The 26,532-nt window shown below is 66.8% G+C and carries 26 protein-coding genes; 7 read left to right on the top strand and 19 right to left on the bottom strand.

What is annotated here, in order from left to right; translation table 11 throughout:
- Positions 1-45: 45 nt before the first annotated feature.
- Genes GTV32_RS21075 through GTV32_RS21060 form a run of 4 tightly spaced genes read right to left on the bottom strand, consistent with a single transcriptional unit; the run spans position 46 to position 4,810 of the window.
- Positions 46-1,083 (bottom strand): prenyltransferase, encoded by a 1,038-nt coding sequence (locus GTV32_RS21075; protein WP_161061971.1) that lies wholly within the window; start codon positions 1,081-1,083, stop codon positions 46-48.
- Complete coding sequence (locus GTV32_RS21070) at positions 1,080-1,808, bottom strand: class I SAM-dependent methyltransferase (protein ID WP_161061970.1); 729 nt, start codon at positions 1,806-1,808, stop codon at positions 1,080-1,082. The genes GTV32_RS21075 and GTV32_RS21070 overlap by 4 nt, the downstream gene beginning before the upstream one ends.
- A 36-nt stretch (positions 1,809-1,844) precedes the next feature.
- The gene (locus tag GTV32_RS21065; RefSeq protein ID WP_161061969.1) at positions 1,845-3,128 is read right to left on the bottom strand and encodes a glycosyltransferase family 4 protein; all 1,284 of its coding nucleotides are present in this window, start codon (positions 3,126-3,128) and stop codon (positions 1,845-1,847) included.
- Between the two features lie 2 nt (positions 3,129-3,130).
- On the bottom strand, positions 3,131-4,810 hold the full coding sequence (locus GTV32_RS21060; RefSeq protein ID WP_161061968.1) for an FAD-dependent oxidoreductase: 1,680 nt from the start codon (positions 4,808-4,810) through the stop codon (positions 3,131-3,133).
- Between the two features lie 99 nt (positions 4,811-4,909).
- Here GTV32_RS21060 and GTV32_RS21055 point away from each other — a divergent pair, with 99 nt between their 5' ends.
- The gene (locus GTV32_RS21055; protein ID WP_343287410.1) at positions 4,910-5,737 is read left to right on the top strand and encodes an acyl-ACP thioesterase domain-containing protein; all 828 of its coding nucleotides are present in this window, start codon (positions 4,910-4,912) and stop codon (positions 5,735-5,737) included.
- A gap of 131 nt (positions 5,738-5,868) precedes the next feature.
- Here GTV32_RS21055 and GTV32_RS21050 read toward each other — a convergent pair whose 3' ends face one another.
- The 9 genes from GTV32_RS21050 to GTV32_RS21010 form a co-directional block, all read right to left on the bottom strand.
- Entirely contained in the window at positions 5,869-6,417 is a 549-nt protein-coding gene (locus GTV32_RS21050) for a DUF3558 domain-containing protein (protein ID WP_161061966.1), read from the bottom strand.
- Complete coding sequence (locus GTV32_RS21045) at positions 6,414-7,310, bottom strand: DUF3558 family protein (RefSeq protein ID WP_161061965.1); 897 nt, start codon at positions 7,308-7,310, stop codon at positions 6,414-6,416. The genes GTV32_RS21050 and GTV32_RS21045 overlap by 4 nt, the downstream gene beginning before the upstream one ends.
- 13 nt (positions 7,311-7,323) lie before the next feature.
- Entirely contained in the window at positions 7,324-7,518 is a 195-nt protein-coding gene (locus GTV32_RS21040; protein ID WP_161061964.1) for a hypothetical protein, read from the bottom strand.
- Positions 7,519-7,623: 105 nt separating this feature from the next.
- Entirely contained in the window at positions 7,624-9,114 is a 1,491-nt protein-coding gene (locus tag GTV32_RS21035) for a hypothetical protein (RefSeq protein ID WP_161061963.1), read from the bottom strand.
- A 185-nt stretch (positions 9,115-9,299) separates the two neighbouring features.
- Positions 9,300-10,961 (bottom strand): allophanate hydrolase, encoded by a 1,662-nt coding sequence (gene atzF, locus GTV32_RS21030; protein ID WP_161061962.1) that lies wholly within the window; start codon positions 10,959-10,961, stop codon positions 9,300-9,302.
- A complete protein-coding gene (locus GTV32_RS21025; protein ID WP_161061961.1) occupies positions 10,958-13,000 on the bottom strand; it encodes a 5-oxoprolinase/urea amidolyase family protein in 2,043 nt (680 codons plus the stop codon). The genes atzF and GTV32_RS21025 overlap by 4 nt, the downstream gene beginning before the upstream one ends.
- A 5-nt stretch (positions 13,001-13,005) precedes the next feature.
- Positions 13,006-13,698 (bottom strand): urea amidolyase associated protein UAAP2, encoded by a 693-nt coding sequence (locus GTV32_RS21020; protein WP_161061960.1) that lies wholly within the window; start codon positions 13,696-13,698, stop codon positions 13,006-13,008.
- A 31-nt stretch (positions 13,699-13,729) separates the two neighbouring features.
- A complete protein-coding gene (locus tag GTV32_RS21015) occupies positions 13,730-14,572 on the bottom strand; it encodes an urea amidolyase associated protein UAAP1 (protein ID WP_161061959.1) in 843 nt (280 codons plus the stop codon).
- A gap of 55 nt (positions 14,573-14,627) precedes the next feature.
- Positions 14,628-16,169, bottom strand: a complete 1,542-nt coding sequence (locus tag GTV32_RS21010) for an amino acid permease (RefSeq protein ID WP_161061958.1) — start codon at positions 16,167-16,169, stop codon at positions 14,628-14,630.
- A gap of 226 nt (positions 16,170-16,395) precedes the next feature.
- Here GTV32_RS21010 and GTV32_RS21005 point away from each other — a divergent pair, with 226 nt between their 5' ends.
- A complete protein-coding gene (locus GTV32_RS21005) occupies positions 16,396-17,040 on the top strand; it encodes a TetR/AcrR family transcriptional regulator (protein ID WP_161061957.1) in 645 nt (214 codons plus the stop codon).
- A gap of 146 nt (positions 17,041-17,186) precedes the next feature.
- Here GTV32_RS21005 and GTV32_RS21000 read toward each other — a convergent pair whose 3' ends face one another.
- Complete coding sequence (locus GTV32_RS21000) at positions 17,187-17,906, bottom strand: hypothetical protein (RefSeq protein ID WP_161061956.1); 720 nt, start codon at positions 17,904-17,906, stop codon at positions 17,187-17,189.
- A 354-nt stretch (positions 17,907-18,260) separates the two neighbouring features.
- Between GTV32_RS21000 and GTV32_RS20995 the strand changes: the two genes are divergently transcribed.
- A complete protein-coding gene (locus GTV32_RS20995) occupies positions 18,261-18,764 on the top strand; it encodes a MarR family transcriptional regulator (RefSeq protein ID WP_161061955.1) in 504 nt (167 codons plus the stop codon).
- 102 nt (positions 18,765-18,866) lie between these two features.
- On the opposite strand, the gene mmsB is transcribed toward GTV32_RS20995, so the two are convergent.
- The 3 genes from mmsB to GTV32_RS20980 are packed head-to-tail and all read right to left on the bottom strand — an operon-like array spanning position 18,867 to position 22,492.
- Positions 18,867-19,736 carry a 3-hydroxyisobutyrate dehydrogenase gene (mmsB, locus tag GTV32_RS20990; RefSeq protein ID WP_161061954.1) on the bottom strand — a complete coding sequence of 290 codons (870 nt, stop codon included), beginning with the start codon at positions 19,734-19,736 and terminating at the stop codon, positions 18,867-18,869.
- A 42-nt stretch (positions 19,737-19,778) separates the two neighbouring features.
- Complete coding sequence (locus tag GTV32_RS20985) at positions 19,779-20,945, bottom strand: acyl-CoA dehydrogenase family protein (protein WP_161062682.1); 1,167 nt, start codon at positions 20,943-20,945, stop codon at positions 19,779-19,781.
- A 5-nt stretch (positions 20,946-20,950) separates the two neighbouring features.
- Positions 20,951-22,492 carry a CoA-acylating methylmalonate-semialdehyde dehydrogenase gene (locus GTV32_RS20980; protein ID WP_161061953.1) on the bottom strand — a complete coding sequence of 514 codons (1,542 nt, stop codon included), beginning with the start codon at positions 22,490-22,492 and terminating at the stop codon, positions 20,951-20,953.
- A 190-nt stretch (positions 22,493-22,682) separates the two neighbouring features.
- Here GTV32_RS20980 and GTV32_RS20975 point away from each other — a divergent pair, with 190 nt between their 5' ends.
- Positions 22,683-23,144 (top strand): flavodoxin family protein, encoded by a 462-nt coding sequence (locus tag GTV32_RS20975; protein WP_161061952.1) that lies wholly within the window; start codon positions 22,683-22,685, stop codon positions 23,142-23,144.
- A 6-nt stretch (positions 23,145-23,150) separates the two neighbouring features.
- On the opposite strand, the gene GTV32_RS20970 is transcribed toward GTV32_RS20975, so the two are convergent.
- A complete protein-coding gene (locus GTV32_RS20970; protein WP_161061951.1) occupies positions 23,151-24,014 on the bottom strand; it encodes a DMT family transporter in 864 nt (287 codons plus the stop codon).
- A gap of 105 nt (positions 24,015-24,119) precedes the next feature.
- Here GTV32_RS20970 and GTV32_RS20965 point away from each other — a divergent pair, with 105 nt between their 5' ends.
- The 3 genes from GTV32_RS20965 to GTV32_RS20955 all read left to right on the top strand — a co-directional run bounded on the left by GTV32_RS20965 (position 24,120) and on the right by GTV32_RS20955 (position 25,421).
- Positions 24,120-24,401, top strand: a complete 282-nt coding sequence (locus tag GTV32_RS20965) for a hypothetical protein (protein WP_161061950.1) — start codon at positions 24,120-24,122, stop codon at positions 24,399-24,401.
- On the top strand, positions 24,398-24,892 hold the full coding sequence (locus GTV32_RS20960) for a histidine phosphatase family protein (protein ID WP_161061949.1): 495 nt from the start codon (positions 24,398-24,400) through the stop codon (positions 24,890-24,892). Before GTV32_RS20965 ends, GTV32_RS20960 begins: the two co-directional genes overlap by 4 nt.
- 148 nt (positions 24,893-25,040) lie before the next feature.
- Positions 25,041-25,421, top strand: coding sequence for a metalloregulator ArsR/SmtB family transcription factor (locus GTV32_RS20955; protein ID WP_161061948.1), 381 nt, complete (start codon positions 25,041-25,043; stop codon positions 25,419-25,421).
- Positions 25,422-25,437: 16 nt separating this feature from the next.
- On the opposite strand, the gene GTV32_RS20950 is transcribed toward GTV32_RS20955, so the two are convergent.
- Positions 25,438-26,352: an AraC family transcriptional regulator gene (locus GTV32_RS20950; protein WP_343287409.1), complete on the bottom strand. Its 915-nt coding sequence runs from the start codon at positions 26,350-26,352 to the stop codon at positions 25,438-25,440.
- Positions 26,353-26,532: the final 180 nt, after the last annotated feature.

The following is a 26,532-nucleotide window of genomic DNA, read 5'->3' as shown; positions in this document are numbered from 1 at the left end:
CACGTCGACCCTCTGGACGACTGACTGGACACCAGTCTAGGCCATTCAGCGCCCGACGGCCAGGGTTTGCCGCACGTCGCGGAAGATCCCGTTGCCCGCACTGGTCCGACTGATCGCGTCGGCAGCCAGAATGACCGCCGCCGACGTCCAGCAACTCTTCTCGACGGGCCACCGCTTGCCGTCGGAGTAGACCAGTCCCGTCCAATAGGAGCCGTCGGGATCACGAAGGTGCTGAATGGATTCCACGAGTGTGACCGCGTCTGCGGTGTCCCCGAGAGCATCGAGCGCCAGCGCGAGCTCACACGTCTCCGCGCCGGTGACCCACGGTCGATGATCCACGCAGCGAACGCCTTTGCCTGCGACCACGAATTCGTCCCACCGACGCGCTATGTGCTCCTGCCCGGCCCGGCCACGAAGCGCACCACCGAGGATCGGGTAGTACCAGTCCATCGAGTGATCCGACGGCGGTTCGAAGATCTCCGGCCGGTCCCGGATCGCGTCCCCGAGTGCCGCGTGCGCGGCGACCCACTCCTCGTCGGGCTGGCCCACCTCGTCGGCGATCCGGACCGCGCAATCGATGGCCTGGAAAATGCTTGCGCTGCCGGTGATCTGAGCCTGGTCGAACATCGCTCCGGTGCGATGGTCTCCGCCCCAGCGGAACGCACCGTCGGGTCGCTGGAACTTCATCACCAGATCGATCGCCGACCACACCATCGGCCACATCCGATCGAGGAACACCGAGTCGCCGGTGATCAGGTAGTGGTGCCAGACCCCGACCGCGATGTAGGCACAGAAGTTGCTGTCGACGTTCGCATCTTCGACGTGTCCGATGACGGTGCGAATCGGCCACGAGCCGTCCTCGCGCTGCAGGCGGCGCGACCATTCGTAGGCCGCTTCCGCCTCGGCGACACGTCCGGTGACCGACAGCGCCATCGCGGATTCGATGTGATCCCACGGATCGGTCTGTCCGCCCGGGAACCACGGCAGTGCTCCCGAATCCTCTTGCATCGCAGCGACTGCGGCGCCCGTGGCATCCACCTGCTGCGCGGTCAGCACCCCGGCGATTGCCGGAAACCGCGTCACGGTGTCCCGGAGTCGGCCGGCTTCCGTAGGTAGAGCGCCACCGACTTGCCGATGAACGGGTTGAGCGCCTGCTCCCCCACCCGCGTCAGCCACGGCTTGCTCATCATGTCCCAGACGAGCAGCTGGTGATAGCCCTTCACCAGGAGATTGTCGTTGTTCTCCACGCCGACAGCACATTTCAGCCACCAGTACGGCGCATGCAGTGCGTGCGAATGGTCGGTACCGGTGACCTCGAGGCCGGCCCTGGTCAGCTTGTCCGCGAGCTCGGAGGCCTTGTAGATGCGGACATGCCCGCCCTCCACCTCGTGATACTCGTCGGACAGTGCCCAGCAGACCTTTTCCGGCCAGTACCGCGGGACCGTGACGGCCGCGACCCCGCCCGGGCGCAGAATGCGCACCATCTCGGCCATCGCGGCCTCGTCACCTGGGATGTGCTCGAGGATCTCCGACATCAAGACGACGTCGAAGCTGTTGTCGGCGTACGGAAGACGAAGTGCGTCACCGACCTCGGCGCGCGCTTTCGCATCCGCGGGCACGTGCCCTTCGGCCATCATCGCGTCGAACATCTCGCCGACGTCGGCCATATCGGATTCGGACTGGTCGAAGGCGATGACATCCGCGCCACGCCGGAACATCTCGAACGAGTGCCTCCCCTGCCCGGCACCGATATCGATCGCCTTGGTCTGCGGACCCACCCCCAGGCGGTCGAAATCCACTGTCAGCACGCGCGTTCCCTTCGTCGATCGGTGATGTTGCTGTGGTCAGCCCGCGACCGGGCCGGACTCGTTCGCCACGCCCCCGTCGCGCGCGACCCGTTCCAGGACGGTCTCGTAGTGAGCTGCGGTCTTGGCGGCCACCGCCGCCCAGCTGTAACGCTCCTCGACACGGCTCCGGCCTCCCCGCCCGAGCCTGCCCCGCAGCTCGGCGTCGTCGAGCAGGCGTCCGATGGACTGCGCGAGCTTGCCGGAATCGCCCGGCGGCACGAGCAACGCTGCCTCCTCCGCGGTCCCGACGACCTCGGGGATCGCGCCGGCGCGCGTCGCGACGAGCGGCGTCGCGCAGCTCATCGCCTCGACCGCTGGGAGTGAAAAGCCCTCGTACAACGATGGGACACAAGCGACCTCGGCAGACGCCAGCAGGTCGGCCATCTCCTCGTCCTCCAGTCCGGAGACCACTCGGACGCGATCACCGATGGCCAGGTCGTCGATCATCTTGGCCGACGGACCGTTCGGGTCGAGCTTGGACACCAGGACCAACTCGGTCTCGCGTTCGGCACTGAGCTTGGCGACCGCCTCGAGCAGGTAGGAGACACCCTTGAGCGGTGCATCCGCACTCGCGACGCAGACGATGCGTCCCGGCACCCGCTCGACACCGGGCCGAAAGACGTCGGTGTTCACGCCGAGAGGGATGGTGGTGATGCGGCCCGACGAGATGTCGAATGCCTTCCGAATGTCCACCTCGCTGCTCCGGGACACGGTGAGCAGCTCCGGGATTCGGCGGGAGACCCGGCCCTGCATCCGGAGGAACGAGTGCCAGCGCCAGGCGGTGATCTTGCGCCAGCCCTTGGCCGCCTTGACCGCCAGGGTGCGGTCGCGCGTGATCGGATGGTGGATGGTGGCGATCAGCGGGAAACCGGCGCGCTGGATGTCGAGCAGACCGTAACCGAGGCACTGGTTGTCATGGACGATGTCGAAGTCGTCCCGTCGTTCCTTCAGCATCCGGGCCACCCGCAGACTGAAGGTCAGGGGCTCGCCGAAGCTGGCCGTCCACATGGAGCCGACCTCGAGCAGATCGATCCAGTCGCGGTACTCACCAGGTCGCGGCGTACGGAACGGATCCGGCTCGTCGTAGAGCGCCATGCTCGGCACCTCGGTGAGCTTGACCCCCGCGTCGATGGCAACCTGGTCGAGTTCGGGATATGGCTGGCCGGAGAAGATCTCGACCTCATGGCCGAGCAACGCGAGCTCCCGGGACAGATGGCGGACGTAGACTCCCTGACCGCCACAGTGCGGCTTGCTGCGATACGACAGCAGTGCGACGCGCATCCCTACTGCACCGGTTCCATACCGGCGGCGACCTCGAACTCGTTGAGCGACACGAACTTCACGCGTCGACGACCGGCAGACTTACCGGCATCCTTCTCGGCTGCGTCGATGGCCTTCCAGCCATCCATGCCGATGCGGCGGGCGCCGCGGTCCGCGACGATCTCAGCGACGTCGTCGCGAGACGTGGCCGGCCCCGAGAAGACCCCCGCCACATAGTCTTTCAATATGGCTTCCGCGGTCTCCTGGCCACATATCCGATTCATGCCGATCCCCCCGGTCGCACCACGTTTGATCCATCCAGCGACGAAGAGTCCCGGCACGACCTCACCGTCGGCCGCGACCTGAACTCTGCCGTCGGTGTTCGGCACGACGCCGTTCACCTCGTCGAACGGCAGATCGATGACAGGTACACCACGATAACCGATCGCCCGCAGCACCACGCCGGCGTCGATGTCGAAGCGCTCGTCCGATGGCGTCACCGCCACCCGTTCGGTGCCCGGGGCGTACACGTTTCGCACGCACGTCAACCGCTCCACATGCCCGTCGCCTGCCAGCTCCATCGGCGAGACCAGGAAGCGGAAGACGATTCGCCGGTTTCCCTCGGTGGTCGGCCGCTCGGCGACCTCGCGCGCGAGACGGATCTTGGTCGCGATCGTCGAATCCAGGGTGTCGGCCTCGAGCGCAGCCTCGCTGGCCGGATCGAGGACGAGTTCGTCGGGGTCGATGACCACATCGACGCCCTCGACGTCACCGAGAGCCAGGAACTCGCTGTTGGTGTACGCCGCCTGCGCGACACCGCGCCGGGCGAGCAGGACGACCTCTTTCACATTCGACTCACGCAGGGTTGCCAGCGCGTGGTCGGCGATATCGGTCTTCGCGAGTTCGTCGGGATCACTGACCAGGATGCGCGCGACGTCGAGGGCCACGTTGCCGTTGCCGACCACCACCGCCCGCTCGGAGGACAGATCGACATCGAGATCGGCGTAGTCGGGATGGCCGTTGTACCAGGCGACGAACTCCGTCGCCGGGATCGACCCGGCCAGATCCTCCCCCTCGAGCCCCATACGCTTGTCGGTGGACGCACCGACAGCGTACACCACCGCGTGATAGCGCTCGACAAGCTCTGCGTGGGTGATGTGCTTGCCGACCTCCACATTCAGGAAGTACTGGAAGTTCCGCTTCGCCGCCGTGGCCGCAAACGTCTTCTCGACGCCCTTGGTGGGCGCGTGGTCGGGGGCGACACCGGCCCGCACGAGGCCGTAGGGAGTCGGCAGCCGGTCGAACATGTCGACTTTGACCTGAGGCTTGCGCACGAGCTCCTCGGCCGCATAGAAGGCGGCCGGTCCAGCACCGACGATGGCGACATGCAGTTCGCCCTCGGGCAGCTGCGGCGCCTTCTTCGGCGGCACCAGACCGCCTTCGACGTCGTGGTCCTTGTAGTAGTCGGCGTTGATCTGCAGATACGGCTCATCCCGCTCATCGAGTTGGTCGTCGGGGAGGATCGCCTCCACCGGGCACTCGTCGATGCACGCCCCGCAGTCGATGCACGTCTCGGGATCGATGAACAACATCTCCGCCGTGAAGAACTCCGGCTCATCGGGCGTGGGGTGAATGCAGTTGACCGGACACACGCTGACACAACTGGCATCGTTGCAACATGGTCGGGTGATCACATGCGCCATCTGCTGTTTCCTCGTAATCCAACACGTGGAACGTGTTCTAGTTTTCTCGTCCTGCGTATCTTAACTGTAAAGATACCGGCGACGGAAAGTAGGGACCGAGTGACCGCCCCACCTAGCGGGACTGACATCGAACCACTGCGGGATCGGAAGGACGGCGCTCGATACTTCGAAGCCGGCTATCGCGTGCGGACCGGCGACGTCGATCAGGAGATGCGTGTACGGCTCGATGCCGTGGCGCGATACCTGCAGGATGTCGCCAACGACAACATCGAGGCCACCGACTACGGCGCGTCCGACCCGTTCTGGATCGTCCGGCGGACCGTGATCGACGTGATCCGCCCCTTCTCGTGGCCCGCCGCCGTCACCGCGCAGCGCTGGTGTGGCGCACTGTCCACGCGCTGGACCAACATGCGCGTGCGCCTGACCGCCGATCACGAGACGAACCGCTTCAACCCCGAGGAGCGCGCACCGGGACTCATCGAGACCGAGGCGTTCTGGATCAACGTGAACAATCAGGGCATGCCGTCGAGGATCACCGACGAGATGTTCGAGATGCTCTCGGAGATGACCGACGAGCACCGGCTGCGCTGGAAGTCGATGAACCCCGACAAGGCGCCCGACCCGTCGTCGATCGAGCTGGAGGATCGCGAGCACGTTCTGCGGATCACCGATTTCGATCCGTTCAAACACCTCAACAACGCCGCCTACCTCGAGGCGATCGAGGATGAACTCGTCGATCATCCCGACCTGGTCGACGGTCCGCACCGCGCCGTGATCGAGTACCTGCGTCCGATCGTGCCCGGTGTTCGGATCACCCTACGGCGGGTGCGGGAGCCGGAACGTCTGCTGGTGTGGATGCAGATCCCCGGCGATGACGGCACACCGGTGGTCGCGGCGACGGTGTCCGTCTCGAAGTTGAACAGGTAAGGCCCCGGATCCCGCGGTGCGTCTGGGCCCACGCGGGTCGTCGGGGCTCACGCGGGTCGTCGACGGCCCGCGTCTCCAGAATCGGCTCGCGTCACCAGAATCGACCCGCTGTTGCGCGCGGCGAACCGGGTCTACTGACCACCGCTGAGCAGCAACTCCATCAGCTTGATCGGCGCTGCACACGGATCCGCGGCCACTGCGGCGGTGCGCGGCTCGACCCACCAGGTGAACACGCCGCGGCTCGGGGCGCGCGCGGTGACCCCGCAGACCGCGGGCCGTTTCGGGTCGCGCTGGGTGAATGCCGCCTGACTGGCCACCTTGATGTTCTCGGTCTCGTAGCCGAGCTTCTTGGCGGTCTCCTTCTCGACGTTCGGGTCGCCCCACTCGAACCAGTTGAAGGTGACACTCGCCGAGGTCGCGCCCTCCACCAGCCACCGGCAGATGGCCCCGTTGAAGGTGCCACGGGCGACACTCCCGCCGACCGCCTGGGCGATCTGCGCCGTCGACAGAACCTCGCACTCGAGGAGCAGCTTGTCGTATTGATCGGTGTCGACGTGGCCCTCCTGCTCGTTGTCGGCGGCGCCCACCGCCACGGGCTCGCCGTCGATATCGCGGGCGCACGCGGTGCCGAGGCCGAGCACCAGGAGGAGGGCCGCGATCAGCATGAGGACGCGTTTCATGAGGCACGCTCGATCGAGAGCCGGGCGAGTTCACGCGTCGAATCGCATATCTGCTCGGTCGTGGGTGGGGGTTGGTCGCTCCCGAGTGCCTGCGTGCCGGAACTCACCGACCATTCGAAGAAGTCGGCTCCGAAGGCGATGCCGATCTCGCAGATCCCGAGGTCGGAGGCGATGAAGCCCTTGTGCCCGTCGATGTCGAGGTCCTTGGTGGACGCACGCGACAACTGCTCGGTCGCCCGTTCGCGACCGATCGGGGACCCGCGATACCAGTTGAACGACGCCACCGGTCCGGTGCGGTCGCTGCTGCCGTCCCATTCGCAGACCGACGGATTGTTGACGGTGTTGCCGAGTCCGGCGAACCTCGTGATACGGGTGACCTCTTCGGTCGTGACGCCGCCACACGCGCCGAAGAACGGTCCGCTGCCGGCCTTGCCGGGTGCGTCCGCCGTGGTGGGTGCGGCCGGATCGTCGGAATCGTCCGAACAGCCCGCGAGTGCGACAACGAGCACGAGGACGAGCGAGACGAGAAGCCCGCCGTGCATCCGAAGACGATCGAGTTCGCGGCGTTCCCGTTTGGTCGGACGGCCGGCACCGCGATCTCGGCGCGGCTGACTCGCGACCACCTCTCGCGGAGGCGGCGGCGGGCTCCGGTCGATGTAGCATTCGGCGGCCGCGGGCGCGGACACACGCTTGCTGATCAGCGCGGTGACCTCGACGACCCGCTCGTGACCGTGGAGTCGGACCCGTACTTCATCGCCGACGGCGACCGGCTGCGCCGGTTTGGCGGTGGCGCCGTTGACGCGCACGTGTCCGCCGCGGCATGCGGCACCGGCCGCTGAACGGGTCTTGGTGAGCCGGATCGCCCAGATCCAGCTGTCGACGCGTGTGGTCATCGCTCCTCGGGGCCTACTTCTGACGGGTCAGAAAGTAGTAGCCTGCGCCGGCCCCCACAAGGCCCAACAGGATGGCGAGCGGCCAGTTCAGCAAGAAGCCGACGAGCAGGAACACCACGATGCCGGGTGAGACGGCTACCAGGCTCATACCCGGGTGCGCACGGACGACTTCGGAGACCGCTTTGCTCTTCGCCGGATCTACCGCCATGGCTCCTCCTTGGTGAGCGGACCGGGGTGACGCTGAACGTGGTCTCCACTGTAACCACGAGGGCGACCCATACCGTGTGACCGGCTCGGACGCGGCGCGGCCCGCCTAGGAGGCGTCTTCGGAACCGGCCGACGCCGAGTCACTCTGTGGCGAGGACGAGTCTGTCGACGAGTCGTCTGCCGTCGACGACCCGTCGGCCGAGTTCGAGGATTCACCCCCGCCCGACGTCGGGTCCGAATCGGTGGCCTCGCCGCTCGGCGAGGTCACCGAAGTGCCGTCGACGGCGACCTCGGAGCCGGCGTCGTCGGTTCGAGCGACCTCGGAGCCGGGGTCCCCGGGGCCGGTCACCCCGGGGCCGGTCACCTCGGAACCGGCCGCGGCCGAGGGTGTCCTCGTGACCGACGGCCCGGCCGCGTCCGGCAGGCCGAAGGGGGACGCGAACTCCGGGAGGGACACGACGGGAACGATCTCGTCGGGGTCGAGCTCGCTCAAATCGAGGGACGGCACTCCGAGGTGGTTCGGACGGTCCTGTCCGTTGACATCGACCATCGGATTCAGGGTCAGCTTCTGACCCAGCCACTCGATCGTCGTCTCACCCTGACTGCCGTAATCGCTCGTGAGACGGACGAAGTTCCCGCTGAGGAGGCCGTGGTCCCCGCCGAAACCCAGGCGGGCGAAGTCCTTTCCGAGGGTGATCGGCAGGTTCCCCGCGCCGCTGACGTCGGTCATCACCGCAGCGATCACCGTGCCGAGCACCGAGGCGGGATCGAACAGGATGCCGGTCGGGTCGGTGAGGCCGAACTGCAGCTCGCCGTTCGGTGCCGTCCAGCGGAAGTCGAAGGTGCCCACGACGTTCACGCAGGCGCCGACACCGTCCGCGTAGGCAGCGGTGAGTCCGCCGAAACAGCTGACGTGGCCGATGCCGGGAAGGGTGATCGGCAGCGGGATACCGACCAGCGACGTGGTGACGTCGTCGGTCGTCCATGCGTTCGCCATACCGACGACGGCGAACGCGTATGCCTCGCGGCCATCACTCGCGCCGGCGGTGGCCAGACTCACCGGTAGATACGAGATCGCCGTGGCCTCGCCCCCGGTCGAGGCGAAGGCGAACTGGAATCCGCTGCCGCCGATAGTCGCCTCACCCTCCGGAAGCTCGGGATGCCGCAGGTCCGGGATCGACTGCCAGGCGGCGGGCAGCAGATTGTCGACGGTGTCGACGGCGTCGTAGATCCCCGACGCCGCACCCCATGCGTCGACCGGAACGAGTTCGATCCGGCCGGGTGCCACCATCGCGAGGCCGACACCGGTCGAGCGCGAACAATCCGCGCCACCGTTCGCGGCGCCGGACCCGCAGAGCTGGACCCGCCATTGGTCGGCGACGCCGGCGCCACCGCCGTTCACGACGTCCATCAGGCCGTCCGCGAGCGTTCCCAGCTGCCCGAGACCGGAACTGCCGCCGAGCACGTCCAAGACGACGCCGGAGATGATGTCGTCGACCGTCGCCGCCCCCGCCTGTCCCGATCCCGTCGTCGCTCCGGCACCGACCGCCACGACCGTGGCCAGAGCCGTGACGCCGACGGCGAGCCGGTGACGCACCCGCGGACCGCCCCGTCGACGTCGGTGTTGTCGAGATAACCGAATTCCGTTGCGCCCCAAGTCGGTCATCCGCCCCACTCCCCTGCCCGCCCGAACAAGCCGGCTCATTCAAACACGAGATTCGCGAGGATTACGCGCTTTCGGATAATTGTCCGACACCGGCCGAGTGACGGCGACCGGCACGGTCACCAGCGGATGCGGTCCAACGCCTCACCGCGCTCGGCCGCATCCGCCGCACAACCGAACCCGACCACCCATCGGCCGTCCGACAGCTCTACGCTGCCCAGCATCATCGGGGCGGGCAGGGCGGCGAGGAACTCCCCCAGCGCTGTCGGCGACAGCGTCCACACCTCCCCCTCGATGGCCTGGCCGTGCTCGGGGTCGCGGACGAGACCTGGCTTCGCCGGCGTGGTGTCCAGGGCGACGAGGCGATAGCTCGGTGCCGTACGGATCTCTTCCGACCACCGAGCCCCCCGCGCGGTGAGTTCGTGGGTCAACGGACCACCGCGCATATGCGCACCGAAGACCGCCAACTCGATTGCCGGCGCACCGCCCGACTCGGGCCATGCGGCAGGTACCGCGTCGATCGGGCCCGAGAGAAACCGCCGCGAGAGGTCGGCGACCACCGCATCCTCATGGGCACGCCCCAGGAAGGTGATCCCGAATTGCGCACGGGTACCGTCAGCCTCATCGACCTCGCCTGCCGGTACGGCCAGACCGCACAGATCGAAGAGGTTGCAGAAATTGGTGTAGGTGCCCAATCGGGAGTTCACGCCGATCGGGTCCGCGGCCACATCGGCCAGAGACGGGTGCATCGGCGCCGTCGGGACCAGCAGGGCGTCGGCATCACCCCATTGGGCCATCGCCTCATCGCGCAGCTCGACGAGCCGGCGTCGCGCCGCCAGGAGCTCCACCGCACTGAAACGTGCTGCACCACTGATGATCCCGGCCACCGTGGGGTCGATCCCGGCCGACGGTTCGGCATCGTCGATGAATGACCCGACCGCATCGTGACGTTCGGCGACCAGGGCATCCTCGTACAGCAGCTTCGCCGCGTCGAGGAAGGGCGCCAGGTCGACGGTCTTGATCCGGAGACCGGCCGCCTCCGCTCGGGCCACCGCCGTGCCGAACGCTTCCCGCCAGGCGTCGTCGAGCTCGGGGAGCTCTGCCGGGACCACGACGGTGGGCTGCTCGGGCGCGGCAAGACGTGTCGCGGAGCCGAATGGTCTCGGGCCCGCCGCACTGGCCATCACGGCCATCGCCCGATCGGCCATGTTCAGGTCGACCGCGAAGACGGTCACCGTGTCGTAACTCGCGCACGCAGGCACCACGCCGTCGGTCGAGACCACCCCGAGCGTCGGTTTGATCCCGACGATCCCCTGCAGACCAGCGGGCACCCGCCCCGATCCGGCGGTGTCGGTGCCGATCGCGATGTCGGCCAGGCCAAGCGCCACGGCCACCGCTGACCCCGAACTCGAGCCCCCGGAGATGCGATCGGCACGGCGCGAATCCCGCACCGCCCCATACGGACTGCGCGTACCGACCAATCCGGTCGCGAACTGGTCGAGGTTCGTCTTGCCGATCACCACCGCACCCGCAGCGCGCAACGCGGCGACGACGGGGGCGTCGACCGACGCCACGTACGCGTAACCGGGACACGCGGCGGTCGTCGGCAGCCCGGCCACGTCGACGTTGTCCTTGACCGCGAGGACGATCCCCGCCAGTGGACCGCCGGCGGCCAGCTCCCGATGATCCGCCTCGACGTCGCCGCACGGGCGCAGGGTGACGAACACCTCCGGACGATCGACCTCCTCGATGCGCCGATAGATGTCGGTGATCCTGCTCATGCAACCTTCCCTTCGTCCATGGCCTCCTCGTGGCCCACGGCATCTATCGCGGCCACGACTGCGAACTCGCCCTGACGTGACCATCGTTCGCGCTCCTCGGCGCGCGCTGCTTCCATCGTGGTGCGCCTCCTCGCGATGTCCGCGGCGTTCCGGTCGAGGAACCGCTGGTGCTCGGCGAGCGAGAAGGATCCGTGGGAGATGCGCACACTGTCGCCACGACCGGCCGCGACGTCGGCACGCATGTCGAGGAGTTCGTCCGAACTGACCGGGTACCAACGGATCTGATCAAAGAACCGGAGCAGCCACGGATGCTCCGGTTCGAAACCCGGGGCCTGCGACGGGTAGCGATGGTTCCACACCTGGGTGGTTCGGCCGACGAACTGGTACCCGCCCGGCCCCTCCATGCCGTAGATGCACATGTAGGCGCCACCGATCCCGACGGCGTTCTCGGGTGTCCAGGTCCGCGCCGGGTTGTATTTGGTGGTGACAAGTCGGTGGCGCGGATCGAGAGGAACGGCGACCGGTGCACCGAGATACACATCTCCCAGCCCCAGCACCAAGTAGCTTGCGTCGAAGACGATCTCGTGCACGTCGTCGACAGAGCCCAAGCCGTTCATCCGACGGATGAACTCGATGTTCCATGGGCACCACGGCGCGTCCGAGCGGACACCGAGCATGTACCGTTCGATGGCCTCACGGGTTGCCGGGTCGTCCCACGACAGCGGCAGATGGACGGTCCGGCTCGGGACGACGAGGTCCTCCGCCGCCGGTAACTGACTCTCGCATTCGTTGAGCCACGCCAGCATTCGCTCCTGTGACCACACATCCGGATCCGCTTTGACCTGTAGCGACCGGATGCCGGGGGTCAGATCGATGAGGCCGGCAGGCCGCTCCGCGTCGATCCGCTCACTCAACGCGTGGACCCGCGCCCGCAACGCGAGATCGAGGTGCATGTCGCCGTACTCGACGAGGATGTTGTCGTCGCCGCTGCGGCGGTAGGTGACCGAGGTGGTGCCGTCCGCGGTGGTGGTGGAACCGAGAATCCCGCCGTCCGGATCCCCGCCGGCGGAGAGCACATCCACGAAGCAGGCCCGGCGTCCCAGCCCGGTCTGCGAGGGTGACGCGGTCTGATCGCTGCGCACCGGGACGAATCTGACGGTGTCGCCGGGCTTGAGCTGCCCGAGTTTCCAGCGCTGCGCGGTCACGACGGTGACAGGACAGACAAAACCACCGAGGCTCGGTCCGTCGGGCCCGAGAAGGATCGGGGTGTCGCCGGTGAAATCCAGTGCGCCCACCGAGTACGCGTTGTCGTGGATGTTGGAGGGGTGCAATCCCGCCTCGCCGCCGTCGGTGCGAGCCCACCGTGGCTTCGGCCCGATCAGACGAATCCCGGTTCGGTCCGAATTGAAGTGCACCTCATAGTCGGTGCCGAACAGGTCGTCGATGTCGTCGGCGGTGAAGAATTCGGGTGCGCTGTGCGGCCCGACGGTCACGCCGAGCTGCCAGGAGTGGGTGAAGGCGGGTTGTTCGTCGCCGAGGACGCGTCCGGTCACGCCGACGGGCAGTCGCGCGGAGCGGAGTTCATCGCCGTCGGCGAGTGTGCGGCCGGCCAGCCCCCCGAACCTGCCCAAGGTGAAGGTCGACTTGCTCCCCAGATAGTCCTCGGCGTCGACTCCGCCACCGACGGCGACGTAGACGCGCATGCCGAGATCGGTGGCCGGGCCGACGTCGAGCACGTCTCCCGCCGCGACGGGGTGAGACACCCATTGCGGCACCGAGATTCCGTTGATGGTGACCACGGCGGGAGCTCCGGTCACCGCCACCACCGTCGCCTCGGCGAAGCGCAGCGCCGGACCCATCATGGTGGCTTCCAATCCGGCAGCGTGTTCGGGATTGCCCACCGCCCGGTTGGCGAGGCGGAACGACAGGTCGTCCATCGGTCCCGACGGTGGCACGCCCACCTTCCAGTAACCGACCCGGCCGGGCCAGTCCTGAATCGTGGTGAGCGGCCCCGCGCGGAGGACGGTGATGGTGGCCATGGAAGTCAGCTCCTCGTGTGTGTTCCGGGCGTCTGACGATCGGCCGGGCGCGTGACGATGACGCGAACCGCCGTCGGGTCGAACCCGTTGCAGGGGTTGTTGATCTGCGGGCAGTTGGAGATCAGCACCAGGGTGTCGACGTCGGCCCGCAACGCGAGCCTCTTCCCGGGCGCCGACAACCCGTCGACGATGCCGAGGGATCCGTCGGGGTCGACCGGCACGTTCATGAAGAAGTTGACGTTCCCGACCAGATCCCGTTTCCCGAGGCCGTGGCGCGCCCCGCCGATCAGGAAGTTCTCCACGCACGCGTGCTGATGTTTGGTGTGGTGGCCGTATCGCAAGGTGTTCGACTCTTGCGAGCACGCGCCACCGAGCGTGTCGTGGTTGCCGACCTCGTCGTCGACGATGGTCATCATCGGATTCGATTCCTGATCACGGATGACCGTGCCGGTGGTGAGAAAGATGTTGCCCTGCGCGGCGATGGTGGCCTGCGCCGAGTAGCGGATGCCGTGGTCGCGGCCGCCGTAGAAGAGAGTGTCCACGGCCTGGTTTCCGTACAGGTCGACGATGGTCAACACGTCCCCCGCAGCGACGATGCCCGACCACGGTGCCCGTTCACCCACCTCGGCGTCGTCGATCACCGCTCCGGGCACGAGTGCCAACTCGGCTGCGTCGCGCTGGGACAGGGTGGTGGTCATGATGGTTCTCCTTGCGGAATCGATCGAGTTCTCAGAAATGAGCTGCAGCCCAGGCATCTTCGGAGTTGGCAACGGCACGCTGGTACTCCGGATCTGTCGACGCGACAGAAGACAGCAGGCCATCGAGGTCGTCGAGCGCCCGCCACCCGAGCACCTCGAGGGGGCCCGCGGTGAACACCGGTGCGGGATCGAGAGGATGCGCGGTGTTGACGATCGCGACGACACACGGCAGATGCAGGACAAGGTCGACGGACTTGTCCGGTCCCGCTGAACCCTTGGACGTGAGCGTGCCGTCGGACTCCACCACGACACCGTGGAAGAACGACAACGAGGGCGCGACGTCGGCGGGGGTCAAGCCGTTCTTGGCAGCTGCCAGCGTGAACAGTTCACGGCCTGCCGGACTGTCCGAATGTGCTGCCCCGGCACCGTACTTGGCGAAGTTCCCACTCGCGGTGGTGGTGCCGCACAGCGCGTCGTGATGGGCGCTGTCATCGGCGACGACGGTGGCCAGGACGCGGCCCTGGTCACTGAGCAACGGGTGCCCGGTGGTGAGGTACGCCTGCCAGGGCACCTTGACGGTGTCGGCGACGTTGAGCCGTTCCCATGGAGCCTCGGCGCGCCAGAGCATCACATGCGCGCAGGCGCTGCCCGCGACGTCGCGCAGGCGCAACCGGGTTCCGCGAGCCAGCACCTTGGTGGTGTAGCGACCCCCGGGAACGGTTTCGGCCCAGGTCAATCGGGCGGGATCGAGATCGTCGGGCGGGTTCGGCCAGTCGGCGGCGGGTACCACCGGCATCGAGTCGGTGATGGTGCCGGCCTGCGAACGCGCATGAGCGCGGGCGCCGGCGGTACTGGCGGTGGTGGCTGTGGTCATGCTGATGCAACTCCTCGGAGGATCGGGTGTCGGTCGCGGGAGGAAGGACTTCGGCTCAGGCGCCGACCGTCACGGGCTTCGGGTGCTCTTTGCCGCGGGGGAAGCAGGCGATGCCGACGAGCACGGTGATCGCGATGCAGATCGGGCCTGCCCAACGCAGGATCGGCATCTCCCCCGCCGGATCGAAGACCTCGGCGCGCGGCCACGCCAGGTTGACCACCATGAGCGCGCCGTACACCACCGCCAGCAGGTTCACGACGATGCCGAGTCGTCCCATCGAGAACAGCTTCTTGCCCTCGGCGTCGACGGCCACGCCACCCTTCGGCCAACCCTGCAGGCGCCGGTAGAGCATCGGTCCGGTCACCGCGAGATATGCCAGGTAGATGAGGATGATGCACACACTGGCGAGGGTCGCGAAGATCGCCGAGTTGCCGACGTTGACGACGAGGATGCCGATGCAGAGCACTCCGATCAGGATCGAGGGTGCGATGGGAGTGCCAGTGCGCTTGTTGACGTGGGACAGCGTCGCGGAGAACGGGAGCCGGCCGTCGCGAGCCATGGAGAACATGAGTCGCGAACATGCGGTCTGGATCGCCAGCGTGCAGATGAAGATCGCGACGGCGACGTCGCAGAGCAGCACCTTGCCCCAGAAGCTGCCGAGCACGGAGTCGAGGACGTAGGGCAGCCCGCCGGTGGCGAGTTGTTCGTCGAGGGTCGGGGCAGCCATGAGCGCGCCGAGCAGCATGAGTCCGCCGCCGATGGCGGACACGGTCAGCGCCAGGCGGATCGTGCGGGGTGCGACGCGACGCGGGTTGCGGGTCTCCTCCGCGAGCTCGCCCGCCGAGCCGAATCCGACCATCACGTAGGCCGCCATCAGGCCCGAGACGATGAACGCCCAGATGTAGCCCGGCTGCTGGCCGGGGATACCGGTGTCGAACACGACGTCGGGTCCGCGCTTGGCGTGCGTGAAAAGGGCGAGGACCACTGCCGTCACACCGACGAGCTCACAGGTCACGCCGATGTTGTTGATACGGCTCATCCAGGAGATGCCGACGCAGTTGATGGCCGTCACGATCACCAGCAGGATCGAGCCGAGCAGCACCGCATTGGCCGCACCGCTGGTGCTGGTGAGCATCGGGTCGTCACCGATGATCTGGAAACCGGTCCAGACCGATGGGAGGACCACCTGCAGTGCGATTGCCGCCGCGGATGCGGTGACGATCTGGGCGATGATCATGAACCAGCCGCCGAACCATCCGATCACCTCGCCTCCCATCCGCCGCGACCACTGGTAGATGGCGCCCGAGATCGGATACCGCGCGGCGATCTCCGCGAAGCAGAGCGCGACGAGGAACTGGCCGGCGTAGACGATGGGCCAGGTCCAGAAGAACGCCGGCCCGCCGAAGCCGAAGCCGAGACCGAAGAGCTGGAAGATCGTCGTGAGGATGGAGACGAAGGAGAACCCCGCGGCGAAGGAGGCGAACTTGCCGAGCGAGCGGTGCAGTTGTTGGTCGTAGCCGAAGTCGGACAGATCGCCGGCGTCGCCGCCCGAGGACGCGGGCGGTTGCGCGGATGGCGTGGTGGCGGTGGAGGTCATGATCGTTCGCCTCTCTACTGAGGTCGGAGCTCCACGGTGAGCTTTAACTGTCGAGTGATAGATAATCGCCCGACGATTTCTGTCGAATGACAGAATTGTTTCGGGGCGGAAAACGCACGCTACGAGTGTGTAACACCGCGCAGGTCAGCGCGCGGCGGGACAGCCTGCCGTGCACTAGGGTGAAGCTTCCGAGAGACCGAAACGAACGATGAACGGGGACCATCAGATGGCCACGCGGCCCGCTTCGACGCGCACAGCCGCCAGCCCGGGACGTCCCCGTCTCGTCAAACCGCGACGGCACGGTGACACCGCCCGGGACGAGATCCTCGATGCTGCTGCCGAACTCTTCACCCGACATGGCTACACCGGCACATCCACACGGATGATCGCCGATGCGGTCGGGGTACGACAGGCATCGCTCTATCACTATTTCAAGACCAAGGACGACATCCTGGCGGCATTGCTCGCCACCACGGTCGACCCGTCTGTGGAGCAGGCGCGGCAACTACTGGCCTCCGAGGGTGAACCCGGGCAACGCCTGCTGGAACTCGCCCGCTACGACCTGACCCAGCTGGCGGAGGCCCGGTGGAACCTCGGCGCGCTGTATCTGTTGCCGGAGGTGGCCGACGACAGGTTCGCCGAGTTCCGGGCCGCCCGCCAGGAATTGGCGGCCGCCTACGAGGCCCTCGCCACCGACGCCCTGGGCGACCCCGCGGACACCCGCGGACTACTTCCCTTTCGCCTCGTCGAGTCGGTGATCATGATGCGCTCGGACGAGACACGGGGCGAACTCGGTGCGCACACGGTCACAGGACTGGTCGACACGATCGTGGGTGCGATCGAGATGCTGGTGGCGCAGCCCAGACGGTGACGGTGTCCGAACACCGCGCCTCCCAGATGTCGGCAGCCTCGGCAGGGGCCACGACAGGCAGGTGTCGTGACGGCCCCCACCGAGGCTGCGCTCAGAGGCGGATCGATGGACGCTGACCGGCGGGTGGACCGCCGGTCAGCGAGTGGTCAGGAACCGGCGTCCGGTTCGAAATCCCACTTCGAGCAGCCGTAGACGATGTTGTCGACATACGACGTCGGCGTCGTCGAACCATTACGCACGCCGTATTCGGTGACCCACGCACGCGGATTCTGGTCGGCGATCTGGGTCAGGGTCCGAAGGTTGTTCTGTCCGGCCGCTTGTCCGGCGATCGGTTGCGTGCTCCACCAACGTCCGCGCGCGAGATCTCGGCGCGTCACGAAGTTGTCGGCGTTTGTGACACCGTTCTTCGAGGGCTGCCAGACGAGAGTGGTGAATCCGGAGACCACCCGGTCTGTCCGCTTCGCGTCACGCACCCTGATCTGGAAAGTGGCGGATGTGCCCTTGAACATGAAACCGAGAGCATTTCGCTGTCGCGCCAATTGCGGTAGCGGCGTGCTGAAACCCGGATGGAAGTAGCTCGCCGGACCCCGGCTGTTCTCCAGCTTCAGCGAGCCCTTGCCCGATTGACCACCCGGACCCACCACGAACTTCGGTTCGTGGCCGTCGAGGCGCGTCCAGCCCCAGGTGGCAACCGGGGGAAAGACATTGGTGTGGATACACGGGAATCCTGGCGGAAGGATCGGATCGAGACTTCCGTTGGGACCGGCGTTCGCATTCGACACACCGGAGACGAGCGAAAAGGCGGCGGCAGAAACCGCGACGACCGCCAAACGTGCGGACAGGGACCGACGACCACGAGAAAACATGGGGACTCCTCTATGTCAGGTGGAATTCTTGTCAGGGATATGACCCGTTCACCCCCCACGCACAGCGCGTATGCCCTTTTGCTTCGAATACCGCGCTCGAGTCATGGATTTGCGTCAATCATGTTCGTGATCGGTAGAAATCACCTGCCTCGAGCTGCTCGGAAAGAGACCGCTGAATCCGGTGTCATTAACACTATTCCGCAGCGCTGCGCCTGGGACGCTTTTAGCGATATTAAATCGACATCCTACTGAACCGAATCCGCTACCCATGAATACCGCATCTACGAATTCGACTGCGCCACTGGCCGGAAACGAGAGAACGACCGGCTCGGTGCCGTCCTTTAAGCTGAGCCCATGGCAGGCCGCAGCATGCGTTTCGATCCGATCGCCGAGGCGCGTCAGAACTGGGCCGATGCCGGCTGGGGCGACGTCGCGGACGGCATGGTCGCGGTCACCTCGGTGATGCGCGCACATCAGATCCTGCTGGCGAGAGTCGAGGCGGCGTTACGGCCGTACGACCTCAGCTTCTCGCGCTTCGAACTGCTGCGTCTGCTCGCCTTCTCGCGACAAGGTGCGCTGCCGATCACCAAAGCGAGCGATCGGCTGCAGGTGCACGTCACCAGCGTGACCCACGCGATCCGTCGCTTGGAGGAAGCCAAGTTGGTACGCCGCGTGCCGCATCCGACCGACGGACGAACCACGCTCGTGGAGATCACCGACCTCGGCCGATCGACCGTCGAGGACGCCACGACGACGCTCAACAAGGAGGTGTTCGGCGCGGTGGGGATGAACGGCGACGAGATGGCGTCGATGGTGACCGCGATCCAATCTCTGCGCCGCAACGCGGGAGACTTCTGACTGCGCCGTCGAGCGGCGGCCAGAGACCTCATTCCCCGCCGACGACCCTTCGCATGCGAAAGGTCACCGACGAGGGATGAGGTCTCCTGGGAGCACGATCGGTCAGTGCAGCGAGGTGATGATGGCGCTGAAGTCGAGATCGGCGTGCTGCTCGGCGAAGGCCTTGTAGAGCTGGGCGGCGTGCGTCCCGAGCGGCGCACGGGACCCGGTGCTGGCCACCGCATCCATCGCGAGGCCGAGATCCTTGTTCATCAGCGCCGTCGCGAAGCCCGGCTTGAAGTCGTTGTTCACCGGTGAGGTCGGGACCGGCCCGGGGACGGGGCAGTTCGTCTGGACCGCCCAGCAATTGCCGGTGGCCCCGGTGATCACGTCGTAGAGCGCCTGATCGGAGAGGCCGAGCTTCTCCGCGAGCACGAACGCCTCACCGACCGCGATCTGCTGGACCGCGAGCACCATGTTGTTGCAGACCTTGGCGGCCTGGCCGGCCCCGGCAGCACCGCAGTGGATCACCTTGCCCGCCATCGGATCCAGGGTCGAGCGCGCAGCGGTGAACGCATCGTCGGCACCGCCGACCATGAAGGCGAGCGTGCCGGCGACCGCCCCCTTCACCCCTCCCGACACCGGGGCGTCGAGCTGGGCGAACCCGTGGTCGGCGGCCTGCTCGTTGATCGCACGCGCGTCGTCGACCGAGATCGTGGAGCTGTCGATGAACAGCGCGCCGGTCGGTGCCGCCGGCAGGATGTCGGCGTAGCACTTCTTCACGATCGCCCCGCTCGGGAGCATCGTGATCACCACCTCCGCGGCCGCCACGGCCTCCACAGCCGTCGGAAACGTCTCGATGCCGTTGTGCTCCGCCGTGGTCACCGCTTCCGGCACCGGATCGAACCCGTGGACGGTATGCCCCGCCTTCACGAGGTTCGCCGCCATCGGCCCACCCATGTTGCCCAGTCCCAGAAAGGCGATCGTCGTCATTGTCGAGTCTCCCAGTGTGAATTCGGTTGCCGGTGAAACAGTTCAGTTCTCGCGGTGGCGCGCGGCGATGGACCTGCCGACCACGACGCGCATGATCTCGTTCGTGCCCTCCAGTATCCGGTGCACACGGAGATCCCGGACGATCTTCTCCAGACCGTATTCGTTGAGATATCCGTATCCACCGTGGAGCTGGAGCGCCTGATCGGCCACGGTGAAGCAGGTATCGGTGACGAAACGCTTCGCCATCGCGCACTGCTCGACCTTGTCCGGTGCGTCGGCATCCAGCGCGGCCGCCGCCTGCCACAGCATCAATCGCGACGCCTGCAGGGAGGTGGCCATGTCGGCGAGCGTGAACCGGATGGTCGGCTCGTCGATCAACGCGCCGCCGAACGCCTTACGCGAGGCGACGTACGAGGCCGCCCGATCGAACGCCGCCTGCGCACCACCGAGCGACGACGCCGCGATGTTGATGCGGCCACCGTTGAGACCGTTCATGGCGATGCCGAATCCGATGCCTTCTTCCCCACCGAGCAGGTTGGCGGCCGGCACCCGGACCTCGTCGAGGATCACCTGCGCGGTGGGCTGCGCGTGCCAGCCCATCTTGCGTTCCTGCGCACCGAAACTCAGTCCCGGCGTCCCGTTCTCGACCAGGAAGGTGGAGATGCCGCGCGGTCCGCTGTCGCCGGTGCGGGCCATCAGCACGTAGACGTCGCTGCTACCCGCGCCGGAGATGAACTGCTTCACGCCGGTGAGCACATAGTCGTCGCCGGACCGGACCGCGCGGGTCGAGAGGGCGGCCGCATCCGAGCCCGCCCCCGGCTCGGTGAGACAGTAGCTGGCCACCGCCTCCATCGAGGCCATCCGCGGCACCCACGCGGACCGCTGCTCGGCGGTGCCGTAGCTGTCCACCATCCAGGTGCACATGTTGTGGATGGAGAGGAAGGCCGCGACTGCCGGGTCGGCATACGCGAGCTGCTCGAAGATGCGCACGCCGTCGAGGCGGCGCAATCCACTACCACCGACGTCATCGGAGCAGTAGATGGCGGCCATCCCGAGCTCGGCCGCCTCACGCAGCTCGGCCACCGGGAAATGGTGGCTCTCATCCCATTCCAGCGCGAACGGCGCCAGTCGCTTGGCCGCGAATCCGGCCGCGGTCTCGACGATGACGCGCTCGTCCGCGTCGAGACCGCTGTCGGTGATCGTCGTCATCGACATCAATCCATCGTCGGGATGACGAACTCGGCGCCGTCCTTGACACCGGAAGGCCAACGGGTCGTGACCGTCTTGGTCTTGGTGTAGAACTGGATCGACGCGGGTCCGTGCTGGTTGAGATCGCCGAACCCGGACCGCTTCCACCCACCGAAGGTGTAGTAGGCCACCGGAACCGGGATCGGTACGTTCACGCCGACCATGCCGACGTTGACGCGCGCGGTGAAGTCACGAGCGGCGTCGCCGTCCTGCGTGAAGATCGCGACACCGTTGCCGTACTGGTGATCCGAGGCGAGCGCGAGCGCTTCCTCGTAGTCGGCGGCACGCACGATCTGCAGTACCGGACCGAAGATCTCGTCGACATAACTCGTCATGTCCTTGGTGACGTGATCGAAAAGGGTTGGCCCGATGAAGAATCCGTTCGAGAGATCCTCATCGCCGTACTGCTGCTCGTCGCTGGTCCGCTCGCGGCCGTCGATGACGAGTTCGGCGCCTTCCTCGACACCCTTGCCGATGTATCCGCGAACCCGCTCGAGCGCCGCGGCGGTGACCAGCGGCCCGTAGTCGGCCTTGGGGTCGAGACTGTGGCCGACACGGAGGGCGTTGACCTTGTCGACGAGCTTGGCGCGCAGGCGTTCGGCGGTCTGCTCGCCGACCGGCACGGCGACACTGATCGCCATGCAGCGTTCACCCGCGCTTCCGTAGCCCGCACCGATCAGCGCATCGACGGCCTGATCCAGGTTGGCATCGGGCATGATGATCATGTGGTTCTTGGCGCCGCCGAAGCATTGTGAACGCTTCCCGTTGGCCGCGGCCGTCGAGTAGATGTACTGGGCGATGTCGGAGCTGCCGACGAAACCGAGTGCCTGCACATCGGGGTTGTTCAGCAGTGCATCGACGGATTCCTTGTCGCCGTGGACGACCTGGAATACGCCGTCGGGCAGACCTGCCTCGCTGAACAATTCGGCGAGGCGCACCGGCACCGACGGATCACGCTCACTCGGCTTGAGGATGAAGGCGTTGCCACAGGCCAGCGCGGGTCCGGCCTTCCACAACGGGATCATCGCGGGGAAGTTGAAGGGCGTGATGCCGGCCACCACACCGAGCGGCTGGCGGATCGAGTGGACGTCGATACCGCCGCCGGCGCCCTCGGTGAACTCACCCTTGAGCAGATGCGGGATACCGATCGCGAACTCGATGACCTCGATGCCGCGCTGGATGTCCCCCTTGGCGTCGGCGTGGGTCTTGCCGTGCTCGAGGGACAGCAGAGTGGCCAGTTCGTCGGAGTTCTGGTTGACCAGGTCGACGAAACGCATCAGAACCCGGGCCCGACGCTGCGGGTTCCAGGCCGCCCACTCACGCTGCGCGTCGACCGCGGTCGCGACCGCGGCGTCGACCTCCGCGGTACTGGCCAACGGCACCTTGGCGGCGACGGCACCGGTGCTGGGGTTGAAGACGTCGGCGAAGCGACCCTCGGTGGCGGTCACCAGACCACCGTTCAGGAAGTGCGGAACAGTACGGACGTTGGCTGCATCAGTAGCGGACACGTGTAGATCACCTTGATTCACAGTCGGATGGCGAGCAGGCCCGTGTGGCTTGCATCTCTCAATAGTAGGACATCCAAGTAAATCTGCAACCCCGCCCCACCTGCGGTTTGTTGCCCGGCATTGATTTAGGGTAGCCTTGCTTTGCTAATTTGGTCGCGGCACCTCGAGGTGCGGACGAAAGGGGTCTGTCATGTCGGTCGTCATCCTGTACGGCACCGAAACGGGAAACGGTGAGCTGGTCGCCGACGCCATCGCCGATGTTCTCGCAGCGGATCACGATCCCTCGATCTACGACATGAGCGAGTTCTCGGTGGACGACCTCGATCCCGCGGACTTCCTGGTGGTGGTGTGCTCGACCTACGGAGAGGGCGAGCTGCCCAGCGGCGCCGAGCCGTTTGCCGAGGAGCTCGACGACGTACAGCCGGATCTGACCGGCGTGCGCTTCGCCGTGTTCGGACTCGGGGACCGTGTGTACGGCGAGACCTTCAACCGCGGCGGCGAGATCATGGCCGAGAAGCTGACCGCGCGCGGGGCCCAGCAGGTCGGCGAGCACGGGCGCCACGACAACTCATCGGCGGTCAAGCCGGCGGGACAGGCCACCGAGTGGGCCAGGAGCATCGCGGCTGTCGTCGAACCCGTCAACGCGAGCTGACGCCGGTCATCGGACCATGACCGCGTCGCGTGCGGCGCCGCGGGCGAGGTTGATCTCCTCGGCACGGATCGCGGCCAGTTTGGCGAGTTCGAGCACCGCACGGACCATCACGGCGAGAACGACACCCAGGAACAACGCGGTCGGCACCGAGACGTTGAGGTTCTCACCGAGGAGCACCACCCCCAGTCCCATCGAGACCGCGAGTTCGATCACGGTCAGCGCCGGGAACGACGTCTGCAACTCGCCTGCGCCGAAGGCCCGCTGTTGGGCGACCACACCACCTGCCGCCACCACCAGGAAGAGATAGAACTCCGGCTGGCGGAATGCCCCCGCGAAATCATGGATGAACTGGTAGGCGACGGTCTTGACGAGAAGCGCGGACATGCCGAACAAGGCACCGGCGGTGACCCCGTAGAGAAGCGCTTTGTAGTGCTGGTTGGACCGTTCGGCGGCCAGCACGCAGCCGGCGAGGACGACGACCACCGCACCGATCGTCACGACCATCAGCAGTCCCCCCGGCCTGCGGAGCGACGGTTCGGGCCGGGAGATGGCGAGGAACACCGTCACACAGACGACCAGCACCGCACCCCAGGTCCACTCTGTCTTCTGCGGCCACCGATGATCGGCCCATGCCTCCATGGGCAGGGCGAACAGGATCGCGAGGACCACGAGCGGTTGCACGAGCAGGATGGAACCCAGCCCCAGCGCCGCCACCTGCGCCGCGAAGCCACAGAGCGCGACGGTGGCACCGATCCACCAGCCCCGACCGATGGCGCCGCTGGCGTGGGACGCGCGCTGACGCATCACCGTGCCGCCGGCGATCAGTACCGCTGCGACGATCGCCAGCAGCGCGGGAACCCAGGAGTGCACCCTGCCCAGGCTATCGGTTGGCGAGCGCGGTTCAACCTGCTCGGATCGACGCCGGTCACGGTGTGTGTCCGCCACGATGTCGGCCCGGCGTCGTAAGTTGGGGGCATGCGGTACCAGGCCGAGCTCGAGAACCTCACCACCCTGGACGCCCTCGCGATCACGCGAGCGTGTTCGTCACCGGAGGCGGTCATGGAGCTGATCGACGAAGCGGTCGACGAGTGCATCGAGTTCGACGAACTCGGCGACGAACACCTCGCGGCCGGCGAGCACGAACACGCCGCGTTCTGCCGTCAGGAAGCCGCCGCATGGCGCGCGACGGCCGCGGTGCTGCGTTCGCTCGCGAGGTCACATGCCAGGACCGAGCGGCGTACCGCGGGCGTGGCATGACGCGGACGCTGGTGCTGATGCGCCACGGGAAATCCGGATATCCGCCCGGCGTCGGAGACCACGAACGCCCCCTGGCCGATCGCGGTAGACGCGAAGCCGCACTGGCCGGCCGATGGATGGCCGATGAGGGGCTGACCATCGACGCGGTGGTGTGTTCGACCGCAACCCGCACGCGCGAGACCTTGGACCGCACCGGGATCCTCGCCCCCACCACCTACGTCGACGACGTCTACGGCGGCGCGCCGCACGAGATTCTCGAGGCATTGCGCATCCACGCACCGGCCGACGCCTCGACGGTGCTGGTCGTCGGGCATTCGCCCGGGATGCCGGCCACCGCACTCACCCTCGATTCCGGCGGACACATCGACCGCTTCCCGACGTCCGCCTATGCCGTGGTCACGATCGGGCTCCCCTGGGAGCGAATCGGTGTCGACGTCGACCCGGACGCCCACCTCATCGGGGTCCGCATCCCCCGTGCATCCGGCGACTGACCGGACGCGCCGAACCGTCGCGTCGTGACGGCCGTCGAGCACAGCGGTGCGGTACCGTACGGCCACGGATTGCACTCTTGCGCAATTCGTCTATCCGTCAAATCGGTGAGCCGATGCTCTCGGATCGTCGCCCGCAAGGAGACTCCACGTGCCCAACAGGTCCTCGACCACCGCAGACGGTCCCGAGCGGCCGTTGTACGAGATCAAGGCGAATCTGTTCAAGGCACTCGCCCATCCCGCACGCATCCGCGTACTCGAGGTGCTCAGCGCCAACGGGGATCCGACGGCGGTGAGCGAGTTGCTCACGATCACCGAGATCGAGCCGACGCGCCTCTCGCAGCACCTCGCCGTGTTGAAGCGGCATCACGTGGTGGCAGCCGAACGCGTGGGCAGTGCGGTGTTCTACGAACTGGCGCATCCACAGATCGCCGAACTGTTGGTGATCGCCCGGACCTTTCTCGCCGACACGCTCGGCGCGAGCCGTGCGCAGCTCGACGCGGTCGCGTCGTTGCCACCCCTGTCGAGGTGAGGAGCGGATCCAGCGCCTACCGGCCGCCCGCGATCAGCTCCCGACGTCTGGCCAAGGGCGGACACCCGAACCACCGGCGGCAGCTCCGTGTGAGTGTGCTCTGCTCGGAGTAGCCGATCTGGCGCGCGACCGCCGACAACGTCACCCCGCGATTGGACAGCAGCGAGTCCGCCAGATCCCGTCGCGCATCGTCGACGAGTTGCTCGAATGTGGTTCCGCAATCGGCCAGTTCGCGTTGCAGGGCGCGCGGATGCATCATCAGCAGGCGCGCGACGCTGTCGAGATGCGCCGCCCCGGCGGGTAACGCGCGGACGATCAGGCCGGTGACCGCGTCGTCGAGAGCGCGCTCCCGCTCGTGGCCGGCCATGAATCGGACGGCGACGTCGTAGGCGACCGAGTCGACCTCGGGCAACCGACGATGCATCAGCGCGCGCGGGAACACCACCAGATTGGCGTCCGCCTCGAAGTCGACCGCACATCCGAAGTAGTCCCGATAAACCCGCGGGTCGGACATCGGCGGATGGTCCAGGGTGACGCGGGTGGGCCGGAAATCGATGCCGCCCCGCAGCTTGAAACTCGACATCGTCACGCCCATCGCCAGCTCGACAACATGCGGTCGATAGGGAATGCGCCGCAGCACGGTGCCGAACTCGTACGCCACATCCCGGGCGCCGTGATGGAGCGTGACGGTGATCGCCGGGCTGTAGACATGGGCGAACTCGGCGACCTGACGCAGGGCCTCACCCATCGTCTCGGCGTTGCGGGCCGCGATGGCGACGGGTCCGAGGATGTCCGGGTCCTGGCGCGCCGCGAGCCGCAGACCGAAGTCGGGCACATCGAACTCGACGGCGCACAAACCGATGCGCGTCGACAGCGAGGTGAACGGAACGAACCTGTCGTAGGCGCCGACCACTGCCGGATCGATCCCCACACGGGCCAGCATCGTCGCGGCCGAACCCCCGGCATTCGTCGATCAGCTCGGGCGCTTGACTCAGCGACGAGGCGCAGATCAGGTCCGCCATGTGTCGAAGTGTCAATAATTGGTCGTGAGATGTCAAGAAATCACCGATTCGGTGAGTGAGCATGGACACATACGCCACGTATCGCGGCT

This window comes from Gordonia sp. SID5947 (assembly GCF_009862785.1).
Classification (GTDB): domain Bacteria; phylum Actinomycetota; class Actinomycetes; order Mycobacteriales; family Mycobacteriaceae; genus Gordonia.
Note: the sequence above shows the minus strand (reverse complement) of the source record. Positions and strands in the feature narration are given on the sequence as shown.

Bases quoted from the DNA above. Each gene is read 5' to 3' on its own strand.
- GTV32_RS21065 (WP_161061969.1), bottom strand. From the start codon at position 3,128: ATGCGCGTCGCACTGCTGTCGTATCGCAGCAAGCCGCACTGTGGCGGT.
- GTV32_RS21060 (WP_161061968.1), bottom strand. From the start codon at position 4,810: ATGGCGCATGTGATCACCCGACCATGTTGCAACGATGCCAGTTGTGTC.
- GTV32_RS21050 (WP_161061966.1), bottom strand. From the start codon at position 6,417: ATGAAACGCGTCCTCATGCTGATCGCGGCCCTCCTCCTGGTGCTCGGC.
- GTV32_RS21045 (WP_161061965.1), bottom strand. From the start codon at position 7,310: ATGACCACACGCGTCGACAGCTGGATCTGGGCGATCCGGCTCACCAAG.
- GTV32_RS21040 (WP_161061964.1), bottom strand. From the start codon at position 7,518: ATGGCGGTAGATCCGGCGAAGAGCAAAGCGGTCTCCGAAGTCGTCCGT.
- atzF (WP_161061962.1), bottom strand. From the start codon at position 10,961: ATGAGCAGGATCACCGACATCTATCGGCGCATCGAGGAGGTCGATCGT.
- GTV32_RS21025 (WP_161061961.1), bottom strand. From the start codon at position 13,000: ATGGCCACCATCACCGTCCTCCGCGCGGGGCCGCTCACCACGATTCAG.
- GTV32_RS21020 (WP_161061960.1), bottom strand. From the start codon at position 13,698: ATGACCACCACCCTGTCCCAGCGCGACGCAGCCGAGTTGGCACTCGTG.
- GTV32_RS21015 (WP_161061959.1), bottom strand. From the start codon at position 14,572: ATGACCACAGCCACCACCGCCAGTACCGCCGGCGCCCGCGCTCATGCG.
- GTV32_RS21010 (WP_161061958.1), bottom strand. From the start codon at position 16,169: ATGACCTCCACCGCCACCACGCCATCCGCGCAACCGCCCGCGTCCTCG.
- GTV32_RS21005 (WP_161061957.1), top strand. From the start codon at position 16,396: ATGGCCACGCGGCCCGCTTCGACGCGCACAGCCGCCAGCCCGGGACGT.
- GTV32_RS21000 (WP_161061956.1), bottom strand. From the start codon at position 17,906: ATGTTTTCTCGTGGTCGTCGGTCCCTGTCCGCACGTTTGGCGGTCGTC.
- GTV32_RS20995 (WP_161061955.1), top strand. From the start codon at position 18,261: ATGGCAGGCCGCAGCATGCGTTTCGATCCGATCGCCGAGGCGCGTCAG.
- mmsB (WP_161061954.1), bottom strand. From the start codon at position 19,736: ATGACGACGATCGCCTTTCTGGGACTGGGCAACATGGGTGGGCCGATG.
- GTV32_RS20985 (WP_161062682.1), bottom strand. From the start codon at position 20,945: ATGACGACGATCACCGACAGCGGTCTCGACGCGGACGAGCGCGTCATC.
- GTV32_RS20975 (WP_161061952.1), top strand. From the start codon at position 22,683: ATGTCGGTCGTCATCCTGTACGGCACCGAAACGGGAAACGGTGAGCTG.
- GTV32_RS20965 (WP_161061950.1), top strand. From the start codon at position 24,120: ATGCGGTACCAGGCCGAGCTCGAGAACCTCACCACCCTGGACGCCCTC.
- GTV32_RS20960 (WP_161061949.1), top strand. From the start codon at position 24,398: ATGACGCGGACGCTGGTGCTGATGCGCCACGGGAAATCCGGATATCCG.